The organism is Ectopseudomonas composti (assembly GCF_001567565.1).
Lineage (GTDB): Bacteria > Pseudomonadota > Gammaproteobacteria > Pseudomonadales > Pseudomonadaceae > Aquipseudomonas > Aquipseudomonas composti_A.
In genome coordinates, this window is sequence record NZ_LSSW01000021.1 from 1 (window position 1) to 14,505 (window position 14,505).

The 14,505-nt window shown below is 62.8% G+C and carries 15 protein-coding genes; 11 read left to right on the forward strand and 4 right to left on the reverse strand.

Annotated features, from left to right (window positions below):
* Positions 1-246: 246 nt before the first annotated feature.
* Together PCLY_RS07330 and PCLY_RS07335 are read right to left on the reverse strand one after the other, a co-directional pair.
* On the reverse strand, positions 247-1,470 hold the full coding sequence (locus PCLY_RS07330; protein WP_061238640.1) for a CaiB/BaiF CoA transferase family protein: 1,224 nt from the start codon (positions 1,468-1,470) through the stop codon (positions 247-249).
* A 56-nt stretch (positions 1,471-1,526) separates the two neighbouring features.
* On the reverse strand, positions 1,527-2,705 hold the full coding sequence (locus PCLY_RS07335; protein ID WP_061238641.1) for an acyl-CoA dehydrogenase: 1,179 nt from the start codon (positions 2,703-2,705) through the stop codon (positions 1,527-1,529).
* Between the two features lie 179 nt (positions 2,706-2,884).
* On the opposite strand from PCLY_RS07335, the gene PCLY_RS07340 reads away from it, so the two are divergent.
* From PCLY_RS07340 to PCLY_RS07380, 9 genes are all read left to right on the forward strand, one after another.
* Positions 2,885-3,838, forward strand: a complete 954-nt coding sequence (locus tag PCLY_RS07340; protein WP_061238642.1) for a LysR family transcriptional regulator — start codon at positions 2,885-2,887, stop codon at positions 3,836-3,838.
* 404 nt (positions 3,839-4,242) lie between these two features.
* Positions 4,243-5,364, forward strand: a complete 1,122-nt coding sequence (locus PCLY_RS07345) for a Re/Si-specific NAD(P)(+) transhydrogenase subunit alpha (RefSeq protein ID WP_061238643.1) — start codon at positions 4,243-4,245, stop codon at positions 5,362-5,364.
* Positions 5,365-5,375: 11 nt separating this feature from the next.
* Positions 5,376-5,690, forward strand: coding sequence for an NAD(P) transhydrogenase subunit alpha part 2 (locus PCLY_RS07350; RefSeq protein WP_016490057.1), 315 nt, complete (start codon positions 5,376-5,378; stop codon positions 5,688-5,690).
* A gap of 2 nt (positions 5,691-5,692) precedes the next feature.
* Positions 5,693-7,129: an NAD(P)(+) transhydrogenase (Re/Si-specific) subunit beta gene (locus PCLY_RS07355; RefSeq protein ID WP_061238644.1), complete on the forward strand. Its 1,437-nt coding sequence runs from the start codon at positions 5,693-5,695 to the stop codon at positions 7,127-7,129.
* Positions 7,130-7,484: 355 nt separating this feature from the next.
* Positions 7,485-7,700 (forward strand): DUF1127 domain-containing protein, encoded by a 216-nt coding sequence (locus PCLY_RS07360; protein WP_061238645.1) that lies wholly within the window; start codon positions 7,485-7,487, stop codon positions 7,698-7,700.
* 222 nt (positions 7,701-7,922) lie between these two features.
* Positions 7,923-8,126 carry a DUF1127 domain-containing protein gene (locus PCLY_RS07365; protein WP_061238646.1) on the forward strand — a complete coding sequence of 68 codons (204 nt, stop codon included), beginning with the start codon at positions 7,923-7,925 and terminating at the stop codon, positions 8,124-8,126.
* A gap of 82 nt (positions 8,127-8,208) precedes the next feature.
* Positions 8,209-8,532, forward strand: coding sequence for a DUF2388 domain-containing protein (locus PCLY_RS07370; protein ID WP_061238647.1), 324 nt, complete (start codon positions 8,209-8,211; stop codon positions 8,530-8,532).
* A gap of 145 nt (positions 8,533-8,677) precedes the next feature.
* A complete protein-coding gene (locus PCLY_RS07375) occupies positions 8,678-8,998 on the forward strand; it encodes a DUF2388 domain-containing protein (RefSeq protein WP_061238648.1) in 321 nt (106 codons plus the stop codon).
* Positions 8,995-10,950 carry a DUF7844 domain-containing protein gene (locus tag PCLY_RS07380; RefSeq protein ID WP_061238649.1) on the forward strand — a complete coding sequence of 652 codons (1,956 nt, stop codon included), beginning with the start codon at positions 8,995-8,997 and terminating at the stop codon, positions 10,948-10,950. The genes PCLY_RS07375 and PCLY_RS07380 overlap by 4 nt, the downstream gene beginning before the upstream one ends.
* 83 nt (positions 10,951-11,033) lie before the next feature.
* Here the strand turns inward: PCLY_RS07380 and PCLY_RS07385 are convergent, their stop codons facing one another.
* A complete protein-coding gene (locus PCLY_RS07385; RefSeq protein WP_061238650.1) occupies positions 11,034-11,438 on the reverse strand; it encodes a GFA family protein in 405 nt (134 codons plus the stop codon).
* Positions 11,439-11,506: 68 nt separating this feature from the next.
* Between PCLY_RS07385 and PCLY_RS07390 the strand changes: the two genes are divergently transcribed.
* Positions 11,507-12,412: an AEC family transporter gene (locus PCLY_RS07390; protein WP_061238651.1), complete on the forward strand. Its 906-nt coding sequence runs from the start codon at positions 11,507-11,509 to the stop codon at positions 12,410-12,412.
* A gap of 4 nt (positions 12,413-12,416) precedes the next feature.
* Here the strand turns inward: PCLY_RS07390 and PCLY_RS07395 are convergent, their stop codons facing one another.
* Positions 12,417-13,157, reverse strand: coding sequence for a substrate-binding periplasmic protein (locus PCLY_RS07395; protein WP_061238652.1), 741 nt, complete (start codon positions 13,155-13,157; stop codon positions 12,417-12,419).
* Positions 13,158-13,345: 188 nt separating this feature from the next.
* Here PCLY_RS07395 and PCLY_RS07400 point away from each other — a divergent pair, with 188 nt between their 5' ends.
* Positions 13,346-14,473 carry a PilT/PilU family type 4a pilus ATPase gene (locus PCLY_RS07400; protein WP_061238987.1) on the forward strand — a complete coding sequence of 376 codons (1,128 nt, stop codon included), beginning with the start codon at positions 13,346-13,348 and terminating at the stop codon, positions 14,471-14,473.
* Positions 14,474-14,505 lie beyond the last annotated feature (32 nt).

A 14,505-nucleotide genomic window follows, 5' to 3' on the forward strand; every position in this document is an offset into this window, starting at 1 on the left:
AGCAACCTCAGCTTCATCTCTTCCGCTTCGGTGAGGCGCGCATTCTACAGCACCTCTTTACTTCGTCAAGTTGTTTTTGAAGAAATTTTCTTTCTATCTCAACAACTTAGCGCTTCGTCGAACCTGGGTTCGTCTCAGCGAGGCGCGCATTCTACATGAGCACGACGCGCTGTAAACCCCTGACCAGCAAAAAAATCACATATATATCCAGATACCTTCCGCCCTCTATATAGAAGACGGTTTTGCCTAGATCACTCCAGCCTTTCGCAGCTCGGCAACCTGCGCCTCAGTCATGCCCAGCAGCCTCTCCAACAAGTCGTCGGTGTGCTGCCCCAGCAAAGGCGGAGCTGAGCGGTACGCCACCGGCGTAGCAGAGAGACGCAGCGGGCTGGCGACCTGCGGCGTGGTGCTGCCCAGGGCGTTGGGCAGATCGAGGCGCAAACCTCGTGCTTGCACCTGAGGGTCGGCGAACACTTGTGACAGATCGTTGATCGGTCCGCAGGGCACCCCAGCCGTTTCCAGCAATTCGATCCACTGAGCGGTGGTCTTGAATACCGTAGCCTGACGCAACAACGGGATCAGCTCGACGCGATGCGCGACACGAGCCTTGTTGGTCGCGAAACGCAAGTCGTCGGCAAGATGCGCAACACCTGCGACCTCGCAGAACTTGCGGAACTGCCCATCGTTGCCAACCGCCAGGATGAAGTTGCCGTCGGCACTGGGGAAATCCTGGTAGGGCACGATATTGGGATGGGCATTACCCAGGCGTTTGGGAGCTGCGCCCGTGGTCAGGTAGTTCATGGCCTGATTGGCCAGGCAGGCAACCTGCACATCCAGCAACGCCACATCTATATGCTGGCCAATACCGGATTGCTCACGCTGATTCAGCGCAGCCAGAACACCCACGGTCGCATAGAGCCCGGTGAGAATGTCGGTCAGCGCCACGCCAACCTTCATTGGCCCGGCGCCCTCCTCACCCTCCGGGCGCCCGGTCAGACTCATCAGGCCGCCAAGCCCCTGGATCATGAAGTCGTAACCAGCCCGCTTGGCGTAAGGGCCGGTTTGGCCGAAGCCGGTGATGGAACAATAGATAAGGCGCGGATTGATCGCCTTGAGCGATTCATAATCGAGGCCATAAGCTGCCAGGCCGCCCACCTTGAAGTTTTCCAGCAGCACATCACACTGCGCGACCAGCTCACGGACCAGCCGCTGCCCTTCGGGCTGGGTGAAATCCAGCGTCAGCGACTGCTTGTTGCGGTTGGCGCTCTGAAAGTACGCGGCCTCGCGCGAATCACCGCCCTCGGCATCCTTTATATAAGGAGGCCCCCAATGTCGGGTGTCGTCCCCGGAACCTGGTCGCTCCACCTTGATCACCTCGGCACCGAGGTCACCAAGGATCTGTCCGCACCAGGGGCCGGCGAGCACGCGGGAAAGATCGAGAACGCGAATATGGGAAAGGGCACCAGACATGGTGTTTCTCCACGGGGCACGTCACGCGCACCCCGGATGGTTGAACAAGGGCGCCCTTAGAAGAACGCCTGGATACCGGTCTGTGCGCGGCCGAGGATCAGCGCATGCACGTCATGAGTACCTTCATAGGTGTTGACCACCTCGAGGTTGACCAGGTGACGAGCGATACCGAACTCGTCGCTGATGCCGTTGCCGCCCAACATGTCACGCGCCAGACGGGCGATGTCCAAGGCCTTGCCGCAACTGTTGCGCTTCATGATCGAGGTGATTTCCACGGCTGCAGTGCCTTCGTCCTTCATCCGCCCCAGGCGCAAGCAACCTTGCAGGGCCAGGGTGATCTCGGTCTGCATGTCGGCCAGCTTCTTCTGAATCAGCTGATTGGCCGCCAGCGGGCGACCGAACTGGTTGCGGTCGAGCACATATTGGCGCGCCGTGTGCCAGCAGAACTCGGCAGCGCCCAACGCCCCCCAGCTGATGCCATAGCGAGCGGAGTTAAGACAGGTGAACGGGCCACGCAGGCCGCGCACATCAGGAAAGGCGTTCTCTTCGGGGCAGAACACGTTGTCCATGACGATCTCGCCGGTGATCGAAGCACGCAGACCGACCTTGCCGTGGATGGCAGGCGCAGACAGACCCTCCCACCCCTTCTCCAGCACGAAGCCGCGAATCTCACCGGCATCGTCCTTGGCCCAGACCACGAACACATCGGCGATCGGGCTGTTGGTGATCCACATCTTGCTGCCACTCAGGCGATAGCCGCCCTCCACCTTCCTGGCGCGCGTCACCATGGCGCCGGGATCGGAACCATGGTTCGGCTCGGTCAGACCAAAGCAGCCGATGTACTCACCACTGGCCAGCTTGGGCAGGTACTTCTGCTTGGTCGCCTCGTTGCCGAACTCGTTGATCGGCACCATCACCAGCGACGACTGTACGCTCATCATCGAACGGTAGCCGGAGTCGATACGCTCCACCTCGCGCGCGATAAGGCCATAGCACACGTAATTCAGGCCGCTGCCGCCATAGGCTTCGGGAATGGTGGCGCCGAGCAGGCCAGTCTCGCCCATCTCGCGGAAGATCTTCGGATCGGTCTGCTCATGACGGAAGGCCTCCAGCACGCGAGGCGCCAGCTTGTCGTCAGCGAACTGCTGGGCGCTGTCGCGCACCATGCGCTCTTCTTCGGTCAGTTGCTGATCCAGCAGCAGCGGGTCGATCCAGTTGAAGCTTGCCTTGGCCATCGCGAGAAACCTCGAAGCAGTTAAGTAAGCGGTCGGTCCAGCCGACCCGGAATGACCTGATCCTAGGCCTGCGCGGCAAACAGGGCAAACGCAGAATTTGCACAGACCTGTGCTTTTTGCTCACTTCGAGATAGCTTTAGCAACTGCTTTCAACATTTATGAATGAGGCTTTCGCACAGATGCGCCGCAAGATCCCCAGCACCACGGCCCTGGTCGCCTTCGAGTCCGCAGCTCGCCACCAGAGCTTCACCAAGGCGGCGGATGAGCTGAACCTGACGCAAAGCGCGGTCTGCCGGCAGATCGGTGGACTGGAAAGCTTCCTCAACGTCGAGCTGTTCCGCCGCTCGCGACGCGGCGTGATCCTGACCGAGGCCGGTGTCGCCTACAGCCGCAAGGTAGCTGCACAACTCGACGCCGTGGAACGTGACACCCTGGCGCTGATGGGCAATCAAGGCAGCAGCAGTATCGAATTGGCAGTGGTACCAACCTTCGGCACGCAGTGGCTGCTACCGCGCTTGCGAACCTTCCAGCAACTGCACCCGGAAGTGACGGTACACCTGACCAACCGCACGCGCCCCTTTCTGTTCGCCGACACCCACTTCGACGCCGCCATCTATTACGGCGATGCCGAGTGGTCAGGTACGCAGGCGCATTTCCTGATGCATGAGCATTTGCTTCCGGTGTGCAGCCCGGCGCTGCTGGACGGCGCCCCAGTCGATGCAGCGCGCATCGCCACGCTCCCTTTGCTGCAGCAGACCACCCGCCCCTATGCCTGGCGCCAATGGTTCGCGGCCCAAGGCATGAGTGTCCCGCGCGATATGACTGGCCCACGCCTGGAGCTGTTTTCCATGCTCGCTCAAGCGGCCAGGCATGAAATGGGCGTCGCGCTGATCCCACCCTTCCTGATTCAACGCGAGCTGCAGGAGGGAAGCCTGGTCATCGCGATCGATCTCGCCGTACCCAACAACGACCGCGCCTACTACCTGATGGTGCCCGAGCGTAAGGCCGAATCCTCGGCACTCAAGGCCTTTCGCGACTGGCTCCTGCAGCAAGCAGCCGCCTATCGCCCGGATGCCAGTACCGCCGAAATGCACACAGATGAAGGCATGAAAGACCACAACCAGAACGAGTAGCACCGACACAGTCACACTACAACGCCATCGCCGAATCAATCCGCGCCACACCAGTACTTTCGGGGCATTCAACTATTTCGAACGCTGCCGTTCGCTACTTCCCACACCGCAGTCGATGCGACCAACGGTCATTCGCCTGATGAATGATAAATACCGCGCAAAGGCCTGTGAATTCTGCCTTCGCTCCAGAAACGGCGCGGCCTGCGCGCAGTATAAAAATCCCTCATAGACCCATTACTTGTAGTAATGCATTTTTTTTACTCCATAACTTCTTGTAAGGGTCTGCGTTCGATTGCACAATCGCCGCGCCCGCCACCTTACGGCGAGTGTTGTGCTGATCCCCAATCGCCGGCGCGCCAGCGCAGTGCACCGGTTCACAAAAAAGATCACGCAGGAGATTAGAAGTGCACATTGGTGTTCCTCTCGAAACCCATGCTGGGGAGACGCGGGTTGCCGCGACGCCCGAGACCGTCAAGAAACTGGTTGGCCAGGGCCACCAGGTGACCGTCCAGACCGGTGCAGGCATCAGCGCCAGCATCCCGGACAGCGCCTATGAAGCCGCTGGCGCCGCTATTGGCAACGAATCGAGCGCTTTCGCTGCCGATCTGGTGCTGAAGGTGGTCGCGCCAACTGACGCCGAACTGGCGCAGATGAAGGCCGGCGCCGTACTGGTGGGCATGCTCAACCCCTTCTGCAACGACACCATTGCGCGCATGAACGCCCGTGGCATTACTGCCTTCGCCCTGGAGGCCGCGCCACGCACCTCCCGCGCGCAGAGCCTGGACGTGCTGAGTTCGCAGGCCAACATCGCCGGATACAAGGCCGTGATGCTTGCCGCCAACCACTACCCGCGCTTCATGCCGATGCTGATGACCGCTGCCGGCACCGTTAAGGCCGCTCGCGTGCTGATTCTCGGTGCAGGCGTCGCCGGCCTGCAGGCCATTGCCACGGCCAAGCGCCTGGGTGCAGTGATCGAAGCCTCCGACGTGCGCCCTGCGGTGAAGGAGCAGATCGAATCGCTCGGCGCCAAGTTCGTTGACGTGCCGTTCGAGACCGATGAGGAACGCGAGTGCGCCCAAGGCGTCGGCGGTTATGCCCGACCGATGCCCGCCTCGTGGATGGAGCGTCAGGCCAAGGCGGTACACGAGCGCGCCAAACAGGCCGACATCGTCATCACCACCGCTCTGATCCCGGGCCGCAAGGCGCCGACGCTGCTGCATGAAGCGACCGTGCTGGAAATGAAACCGGGTTCGGTGGTCATCGACCTGGCTGCGGCTCAGGGCGGCAACTGCCCGCTGACCGAAGCTGGCCAAGTGGTGGTCAAGCACGGCATTACCTTCGTCGGCCACACCAACCTGGCCGCACTGGTACCGGCAGACGCCTCCGCCCTGTACGCACGCAACCTGCTGGACTTCCTCAAGCTCGTGATCGACAAGGAAGGCCAGTTCCAGCTCAACCTCGAAGACGACATCGTCGCGGCCTGCCTGATGTGCAAAGCCGGCGAAGTCGTGCGCAAGAACGGCTAAGGAGCAAGGACATGGATCTGATTTCCGACGGCATCTACAACCTGATCATCTTCGTGCTGGCCATCTATGTTGGCTACCACGTGGTGTGGAACGTCACCCCGGCCCTGCACACCCCGCTGATGGCCGTGACCAACGCCATTTCCGCCATCGTGATCGTCGGCGCCATGCTCGCTGCCGCGCTCACGGTTACCCCGCTGGGCAAGGCCATGGGCACCCTGGCCGTGGCCCTGGCCGCAGTGAACGTGTTCGGTGGCTTTTTGGTCACCCGACGCATGCTGGAAATGTTCAAGAAGAAGGCGCCGAAAGCGCAGGCGGAGAAGCACTGACCATGAGCATGAACCTGATCACTGTTCTCTACCTCGTCGCCTCGGTGTGCTTCATCCAGGCGCTCAAGGGTCTGTCGCACCCGACCACCTCGCGTCGCGGCAACCTGTTCGGCATGATCGGCATGGCCATCGCCGTCCTGACCACCGTCGGCCTGATCCACAAGCTGGGCGCCGAACTGGCCGTGCAAGGCATCGGCTTCGTCATCGGCGGCCTGCTGGTCGGCGGTAGCGTCGGCACCATCATGGCCAAGCGCGTCGAAATGACCAAGATGCCGGAACTGGTCGCCTTCATGCACAGCATGATCGGCCTGGCCGCTGTCTTCATCGCCATTGCCGCTGTGGTCGAGCCGCAGTCGCTGGGCATCGTCGCCGCCCTGGGTGATGCGATTCCGTCCGGCAACCGTCTGGAGCTGTTCCTCGGTGCGGCCATCGGCGCCATCACCTTCTCCGGTTCGGTGATCGCCTTCGGCAAGCTGTCGGGCAAGTACAAGTTCCGCCTGTTCCAGGGTGCCCCGGTGGTCTTCAAGGGCCAGCACATGGTCAACCTGGTGATCGGCCTGGCGATTCTGGCCCTGGGCCTGTACTTCACCTTCACCGGTGATATCCGCGCCTTCGCCATCCTGGTGGCACTGGCCTTCGTCATCGGCGTGCTGATCATCATCCCCATCGGCGGTGCCGACATGCCGGTAGTGGTGTCGATGCTCAACTCCTACTCGGGCTGGGCAGCGGCGGGTATCGGCTTCTCGCTGAACAACTCGATGCTGATCGTCGCCGGCTCGCTGGTGGGTTCTTCGGGCGCCATCCTCTCCTACATCATGTGCAAGGCGATGAATCGCTCGTTCTTCAACGTCATCCTCGGCGGCTTCGGTGCCGATGCGGATGCTGGCGCCTCTGCCGGCAGCCAGGAGCAGCGCAGCGTCAAATCCGGTTCTTCCGACGATGCGGCCTTCCTGCTGACCAACGCCGACACCGTGGTCATCGTGCCCGGATACGGTCTGGCGGTAGCCCGTGCCCAGCACGCACTGATGGAGCTGGCCGAGAAGCTGACCCACCGTGGCGTGACCGTGAAGTACGCGATCCACCCCGTCGCCGGCCGCATGCCGGGCCACATGAACGTACTGCTGGCCGAGGCCGAGGTGCCGTACGAGCAGGTGTTCGAGATGGAAGACATCAACTCCGAGTTCGGCCAGACCGACGTGGTGCTGGTGCTCGGTGCCAACGACGTGGTCAACCCGGCCGCGAAGAACGATCCGAAGTCGCCGATCGCCGGCATGCCGATCCTCGAGGCCTACAAGGCCAAGACCGTGATCGTCAACAAGCGCTCGATGGCCAGCGGCTACGCCGGCCTGGACAACGAACTGTTCTACATGGACAAGACCATGATGGTCTTCGGCGATGCCAAGAAGGTCATCGAGGATATGGTCAAGGCGGTCGACTAAGCCTGACCAGTTCGACAGGAAACCCGGTCATGTGCCGGGTTTTTTGTTGCTGCCATCGGCAAAAAAACTGACATTCAGGTCAACAAGCATGGCAAATCAATTTGTAACTGTACTGCTTGAAAGACCAGTATTTTTGGGTTGCACCCAGTTAAAAATCTCGCATAAGTCGGTTGCACCCAGGATTATCACTTATCACAAGTACAGTTAATCGATTTTCAGGTAGCACAGTTACAAAGCAACCTATCTAATAGCACAACAATTTCTTTCAGCTGTGACTACTGGGCCACTGCTGCCCTCGGGATAATTTGCCCATCGACAGCAAACACACCCCGCCACAAGCGGAAGGATGACCACCATGGAACGTACCCTCAGTTCCGCCCTGCTCCAAACCCACAGCGTTGCCAGTGACAAGTCCGCCTGGCCACTCCGCGTTATCGCTACCCTTACTCTGTGGCAGCGCCGCATCGTCAGCCGTCGTCAACTGGCTCGACTGGATGCCCGCCTGCTGGCCGATGCCGGTATCAGCGAGAACCAGCGTTTCGTCGAACTGCAGAAGCCGTTCTGGCGCTGATAGCCGCTTTGCTCCATCCCAGAATTGGGATCTTCTGAGAGCTCCACCGCCTCTGCTGCGGTGGAGCTTTCGTTTTATCTGCAACAGTCGTCGCCCTGACGAGCAGTACAGTTGCCATAAAATCCCCACTGCCCCCACACAATTGCCCCTGGTTGTATCTGCTCGTTCACGAACGCTTGCGAGACCATGAGCTGCCACCTTGTCTCTAGACAGGAGAACGCCATGGACCGCACTCACGAACCGCTCACGCAATCTGCCCGCCGCACATCTCTGCACTGGCTCGGCCTCTACTCGATGCTGCGTCACTGGCAGCGCAACTACCGTACCCGCCGGCAACTTGCTTTGCTCAATGAGCAGCAGCTGGCTGACGCCGGCATCAGCACCACTCAGCGTGAACAGGAACTGGCCAAGCCATTCTGGCGCTGAGCCAGCAATGGAGCGGGGAACGCTGTTGGGCTAAGCTGCGGATGCGGGCAGAACAGCGCCCCGCCCTACCGGAGTTACCCACATGCACCTGAACAAATCCCTGATTGCAGCTCTCCTTTCGCTGGGGCTGGCCGGTACTGCCTGCGCCAGCAGCCTGGTCGCGACCACCGATACCCTGGGCGGAGCCTTGGCCGGCACCGCCCAGGCCACCTCTGACGCGACCAGTTCGCTGCGCGACATGAAACAGCTACGCGCCGCCCACGACGATGCTGCCAGCTTCGTAGCCAGCGATGGAGCGATCCGTAGCGCACGGCTAGAAGCAGCACTGCTGCAGATTCGCAACCATGACCCCGAGCTGGCCAAAGCCGATGACCTCGCACTGGCCCAGGCTATCCTCAGCCTGTGAAAACTCTGCACACGTCTCTCGATCAGCTCGCTGCTGACCGGCGCTGCCTAGCCCCGTAAACTTCGCCTACCTGCCTGGTCGCGGGGAACCGCGCCGGCCTGTGCACGTCAAATCGTCCGTTCTGCAGTCCTCGGAGCTTCTTATCATGCGTCGTTCATTCGTCATCACCGTCGCCGCCTGCGCCCTGTTCAGCGGTATCGCCCAGGCGCAAACCGTGGTCGCCACCAGCAACATCGTGGTGCGCGCCCTGGATCGCAGTATCAATTTCACCTCCGACACCACCACTTCGCTGCGCGATATGAAAGCCGTGGTGCAAGCCCGTGACGATGCCGCCAGCTTCGTCGCCAGTGCCGGCGAGATTCGCGGCGCGCAACTGGAGGCTGCGCTGCAGACCATCCGCCAGCAGCTGCCGCAAGCGCAGGCTGCCAGCGACCTGCAACTGGCCGAAGCCATTCTCGCGCTGTGATCCACCTCGCCGCCTGGTGCTGCTTCGCGCTGCTGGCGATAGCTGCAGGCGGCGCCCAGGCGCAGCTGCGCCTGGACCTGGAAACCGCCGGCCTCGATGCCGCCGAACGCCAGGCGAGCCAGACCCTGCTGAACGAGGCTATGGCGGCATTGCCTCCGCGCTTCGTCCAACGACTGGATCGCCACGTAAAAGTCAGCTGGCGTGCCGGGCTGCCCTCGGAGGTCTACGGCCAGGTCGGGCGTTTCAGTGGTATCGAGCTCAATGCCGAACTCCTGCCGAAACTGGTCGATGGCTCGGCGGCAAAGAATCGCACCGCTCGCCCACACGGCAGCGAACGCCAGGAACTGCTGGCCACTCTGGTGCACGAGCTGACCCACCTGTACGACCGCGCACGCCTGTGGCCTGCGGCCCAGCGTCGACACATCTCTCTCTGCCAGCAACGCTCCGGTTCGACGGACCTGGTCGGGCTGCCGGATGATTGCCGCGGCCAGACCGAACGCCGCTTCACCCTCAGCGACGATCCCCGTCTGCTCGATCTGGCCGGCTGGCAGCAGCGTGTCGGCCAGCGTGGAGCACGCGATCTGGACAATGGCCAGGTCGCGCGCAGCCCGGACAACTACGAGCTGACCAATGCGCTGGAATTCGTCGCGGTCAATCTCGAGTATTTCCTGCTCGATCCCAGCTACGCCTGCCGACGCCCTTCACTGGCCCGCTATTTCCGCGAGCACTTCGACTGGACGCCGCCGAGCGAGCCGTGCGCAAACGACTACCCCTACCTCAACGCCGGGCGCGACTTCGCCCAGCAGCCATTGGGACGGCTCGACCCCGAGCGTGTGTATGAAGTCGACTACCTGCTCGCCGAAGCCAACGATGCCTGGATGAGCCGCTGGGGCCACAGCATGCTGCGCCTGGTGGTCTGCGCGCCGGGCCGGCCGCGTGGCCCGGACTGCCGCCTGGACCTCGATCACCACCTGGTGTTGTCCTACCGCGCCTTCGTCGGCGACCTGCAACTCTCGAGCTGGGATGGCCTGACTGGCGTCTATCCCTCACGCCTGTTCGTCCTGCCGCTGGAGCAGGTGATCGACGAATACACCAAGGTCGAGCTGCGCAGCCTGGCATCGGTACCGCTGCGCCTTTCGCGCGACGAGGTCGAGCAACTGGTGGTACGCGCTGCCGAACAGCACTGGAGCTATGACGGCGACTACTACTTCGTTTCCAACAACTGTGCGGTGGAAACCCTCAAGCTGCTGCGCAGCGGCACTGGCAACCCACGCCTGCAGGCGCTCGACAGCATCCTGCCCAATGGCCTGCTGGAGCTGATGGATGCCCGCGGCCTGGCCGACACTCAGGTGCTCGAAGATCCGCGTGAAGCACTGCGCCTGGGTTATCGCTTCGACTCCTTCCGCGAACGTTACCAGGCGATGTTCCGCGTCCTGCGCGAGCGCCTGCCGATAACCCAGGACAGCGTCGAGACCTGGCTGGAGCAGTCTGCCGAAACCCGGCGCACCTGGTTCGCCCAGGCCGACCTGCGCGCCAGTGCCGCGCTGTTGCTGCTGGAGCAGGCCGCGCTGCGCCGGCAACTGCTGCTGGCCCAGGACGAACTCAAGCGGCGCTACCTCACCGGCCGCGCCGCCGGCGATCCGAGCCTGAACAAGGCCGGCGCCGCGCTGGAACAGATCCTCGCCAACAGCGGCTTCCTCAGTCGCCCGGCAGAATTGCTCGACGGCGGCTACGGCCTGCCGCAAGGCAGCGAATGGCAAGGCCTGGAAAACCGCAGCCGCGAGCGCCAGCAGCAACTGCGCCAGCTCAGCGACGAGCTCGATGGCGAGGTGCGCAACCTGCTGCAACCCGAGCGCCTGGCCGAGCTGGAAGCCAACGAGGCCAATCTGGTCGCACTGGGCGAACACCTGCGTGCCCTGCACAAGGCCAGTGGTGGACTGGAGTTGCCCTAGATTCGAGAGCGGGGTCGCCCGGATGCAATCTGGAAAGTCGTGCCAGCCAGCCCCGGATTGCATCCGGGCTACGGGGCAAGGCCCTACGCAATGATCTCTTCGTTCTCTTCCGGCAACTGCGGATCGACCGTCAGCCAGGGCAAGCGGCTCTCCACCCAGATATGCCGATTCGCCGGCGCCTGTTCAGGCTTATCCAGCGTGGCCACGGTCACGTCCAGGGTCTCCGGGCTGAGCGAAGTAAACAGCGCCAGGTGAGCGCCGCAGTCGCCACAGAAATAGCGCGTGCAACTGCTCGATGAGGCGAAAGCCTTCGGTGTGCCGCGCAACCACTGAAACGCCTGGCGCGGCACCGTGACCCAGGTGGTGAGGATGCCGCCGCTGCTGCGCCGACAGATCGTGCAATGGCAATGCGCACTATCCGTCAGCGGCGCCTCGATGCGGTAACGCAGCGCACCACACTGGCAACCGCCCTGATGTTCGATCTTCATTCTGCCTCCGCCTTGCATTGCCCCGCGCCGCTGACCAAGATAGGCGCTCACCACCATCGGGGGTTCCCGTGATAGACCTGTTGCTGGCCCTGTGGCCGCTGTTCGCCATGATAGTCGCCGGCTACTGGCTGCGCCTGCGTGAGTTCCCGAGCGAGGCCTTCTGGCCGGGTGCCGAGCGCCTCAACTATTTCATCCTGTTCCCTGCGCTGCTGTTCTCCAGCCTGGCCCGCGCACCGCTGAACAACCCGGCCCTGCCGCGCCTGGCCCTGGCCGTGCTGCTGGCGCTGGGCATCGCCTGGGTCGTCCTGCTGCTGGTACGCCGCCTGCGGGGCTGGCCGGCCGGACGCTTCGGCGCCTTCAGCCAGGGCATCCTGCGTTTCAACACCTACCTGGGCCTGGCCGCAGTGGGCAGCCTGTTCGGCCAGCAGGGCCTGACGCTGGCCGCGCTGATGCTGGCCCTGATGGTGCCGACGGTGAACGTGCTGTCGGTCTGGTCGCTGACTGCCGAGCGCGGCGTCAGCGCGCGTAGCCTGCTGCTGCCGATCATCAAGAACCCGCTGATTCTTGCCTGTGTCGGCGGCGCCCTGTTCAACCTCACGGGCATCGGCCTGCCGGGTGGCACGGACCGCCTGCTCAGCCTGCTCGCCGCCGCCAGCCTGCCGCTTGGCCTGCTCTGCGTCGGCGCGGCACTGAAGCCCGAGCAACTGGGTGGGGAGATTCCCGCGCTGGGCTGGAACAGCGTACTGCGGCTGCTGGCGATGCCGCTGCTGGCCTGGGGCGTGGCCTGGGCATTGGCGCTTCCGGCGATGGAAAGCGCGGTGCTGGTGCTGTTCTTCGCCCTGCCCACCGCCCCCACGGCCTATGTACTGACCCGCCAGCTCGGCGGCGACAGTCAGCTGATGGCCGGCATCATTACCCTGCAGACGCTGCTGGCAGCGGGCAGCCTAGTGGCGATCATGGCCTTGCTGGCCTGAGCTGTTATTGCGCGTAGCGCTCGATCAGACGCTGATACTCCCCACTCGCCTTGAGCGCTTCGAGCCCGCGGTCGAAGCCCTCGATCAACTCGGCAGCATGTGGATGTTGCCGCGAGACGATCAGGTGCAGCGTATTGCTCTGCAATGGCGCCTGCGACCGATGAAAACGCTGCATGTCGGCGCCGGCACTGCGCAGGGCGCTGTCCCCCAGGTTGCGGTCGGCGACGAACAGGTCGTCTCGTTTGAGCAGCAACAACCGCGCACATTCATGCAGCCCCAGCGGAGAATGGCGACGCAACACGCCCTGGTCGAGCAATTGCTGGATCGCTGCAGGTGGCTGCCAGCCCAGTGGGTAGCAGAGCCGGCGGCCGCTCATGGCCGGCAGATCATCGAGTTCGACGTGATCACCGGCCCGGCTGAAGATGTACTGCTCGGCCATATAGATGGGCGCAGAGTAGAGAAACTCCGCCTCACGCTCGGCGGACCGGACGTAGGGAAAGGTGGCATCGTAGTCGCCGCGTTTGGCCTTCAGATAACCGCGATTCCAGGGCAGCCAATCGAGCGTGATCGCCGTGCCTTGCTCGGCCAGTGCCGCGCGCACCACCTGGGTGAGCATGCCCTGCCCGGGCAGGGCCTTGCCGGTAAAGGGCGCGTAGTCGTCACCAGTAGCCAGATGCAGCACCTGTGCGCGCGCCGATGCGCACAACAGCAGACTCAGCAGAGCCGCCCCCCAAAATCCCACCATCGATCTCCAGTACCTGGCCTGCATCCGCCTTCGCGCTCCTGATCATTGACTCTCGCCTTCGTGAGCAAGGCTGTCCAGCGCAACCCGGTTATAGGGCGACAATTCATGCCGTTCTCTTGATACGGAACAACTGGCGCTGCAGGACGCCGTCTATCCTTGCTGCAACACGAATGACCTGCGGCAAGCCGATGAACGAAACCAACGCCGAGCAACCCGACGTATTCCCCTACCTGCAGCTGATGCACCAGCATGCCGGATCGGACCTGTTCTTCAGTGTCGGTGCGCCGCCGCACATGAAGGTCGAAGGCCATAGCCAAGCGGCGGGCCAGCGCATCCTGAAGGCCGGCGAAGTGCAGCAACTGGCCTATCAGTTGATGACCCAGAAACAGATCGCCGAGTTCGAACGCGATCTGGAGATGAACCTGGCGGTCAGCCTGCAAGGCGCCGGACGCTATCGGGTCAACGTCTACTACCAGCGGGGTGAAGTGGCCATGGTGGTGCGCCTGATCAAAAGCCAGATTCCCGGTTTCGAGGCACTCGGCCTGCCCAAGCTGCTGGAGAAACTGGCCATGCAGGATCGCGGGCTGATTCTGGTCACCGGCGCGGCGGGCTCGGGTAAGTCCACCACGCTGGCGGCGATGCTGGATTTTCGCAACCGCCACAAGAGCGGCCATATCGTCTGCATCGAAGACCCCATCGAGTTCCTCCACAGCCACCAGCGCTCGATCATCGATCAACGCGAAGTCGGCCTCGATACCCACAGCTTCGACGACGCCCTGCGCAATGTGCTGCGCGAGGCGCCGGACGTGATCATGCTTGGCGAGATCCGCGACGCCGCCACCATGCAGCACGCACTGCACTACGCCGAGACCGGCCACCTGTGCATCGCCACCCTGCACGCCACCAGCAGCAGCCACGCCATCGAACGCATCGCCCGCTTCTTCCCCGACGAGGCGCGCAAGCAGGTGCTGGCCGATGTCGCGCACAACCTGCTGGCGGTGATCGGCCAGCGTCTGGTGCCCGGCATCGCGCAGAAGCGCGTGGCGGCAGTGGAGCTGATGCTCGGTACGCCCTACATCCGTGACCTGATTCAGCGCGACGAACTGGAGGAGTTGCGCGAAGCCACGGCGCGGGCGGCCGAACAAGGCCTGCAGACTTTCGACCAGCACCTGTTCGCCCTGCTCGAAGCCGGCCGCATCAACCTGGCCGAAGCGCTCAAGTTCGCCGACTCGCGTACCGACCTCAGCCTCAAGTTCAAACTCGAGCGCGGTTTCTCTGCCGACGATGCCGAACTCAAAGTGTTGCGCGACGGCTGACTGGCTTTATGGGCGATTTCGGCCGATGCTCA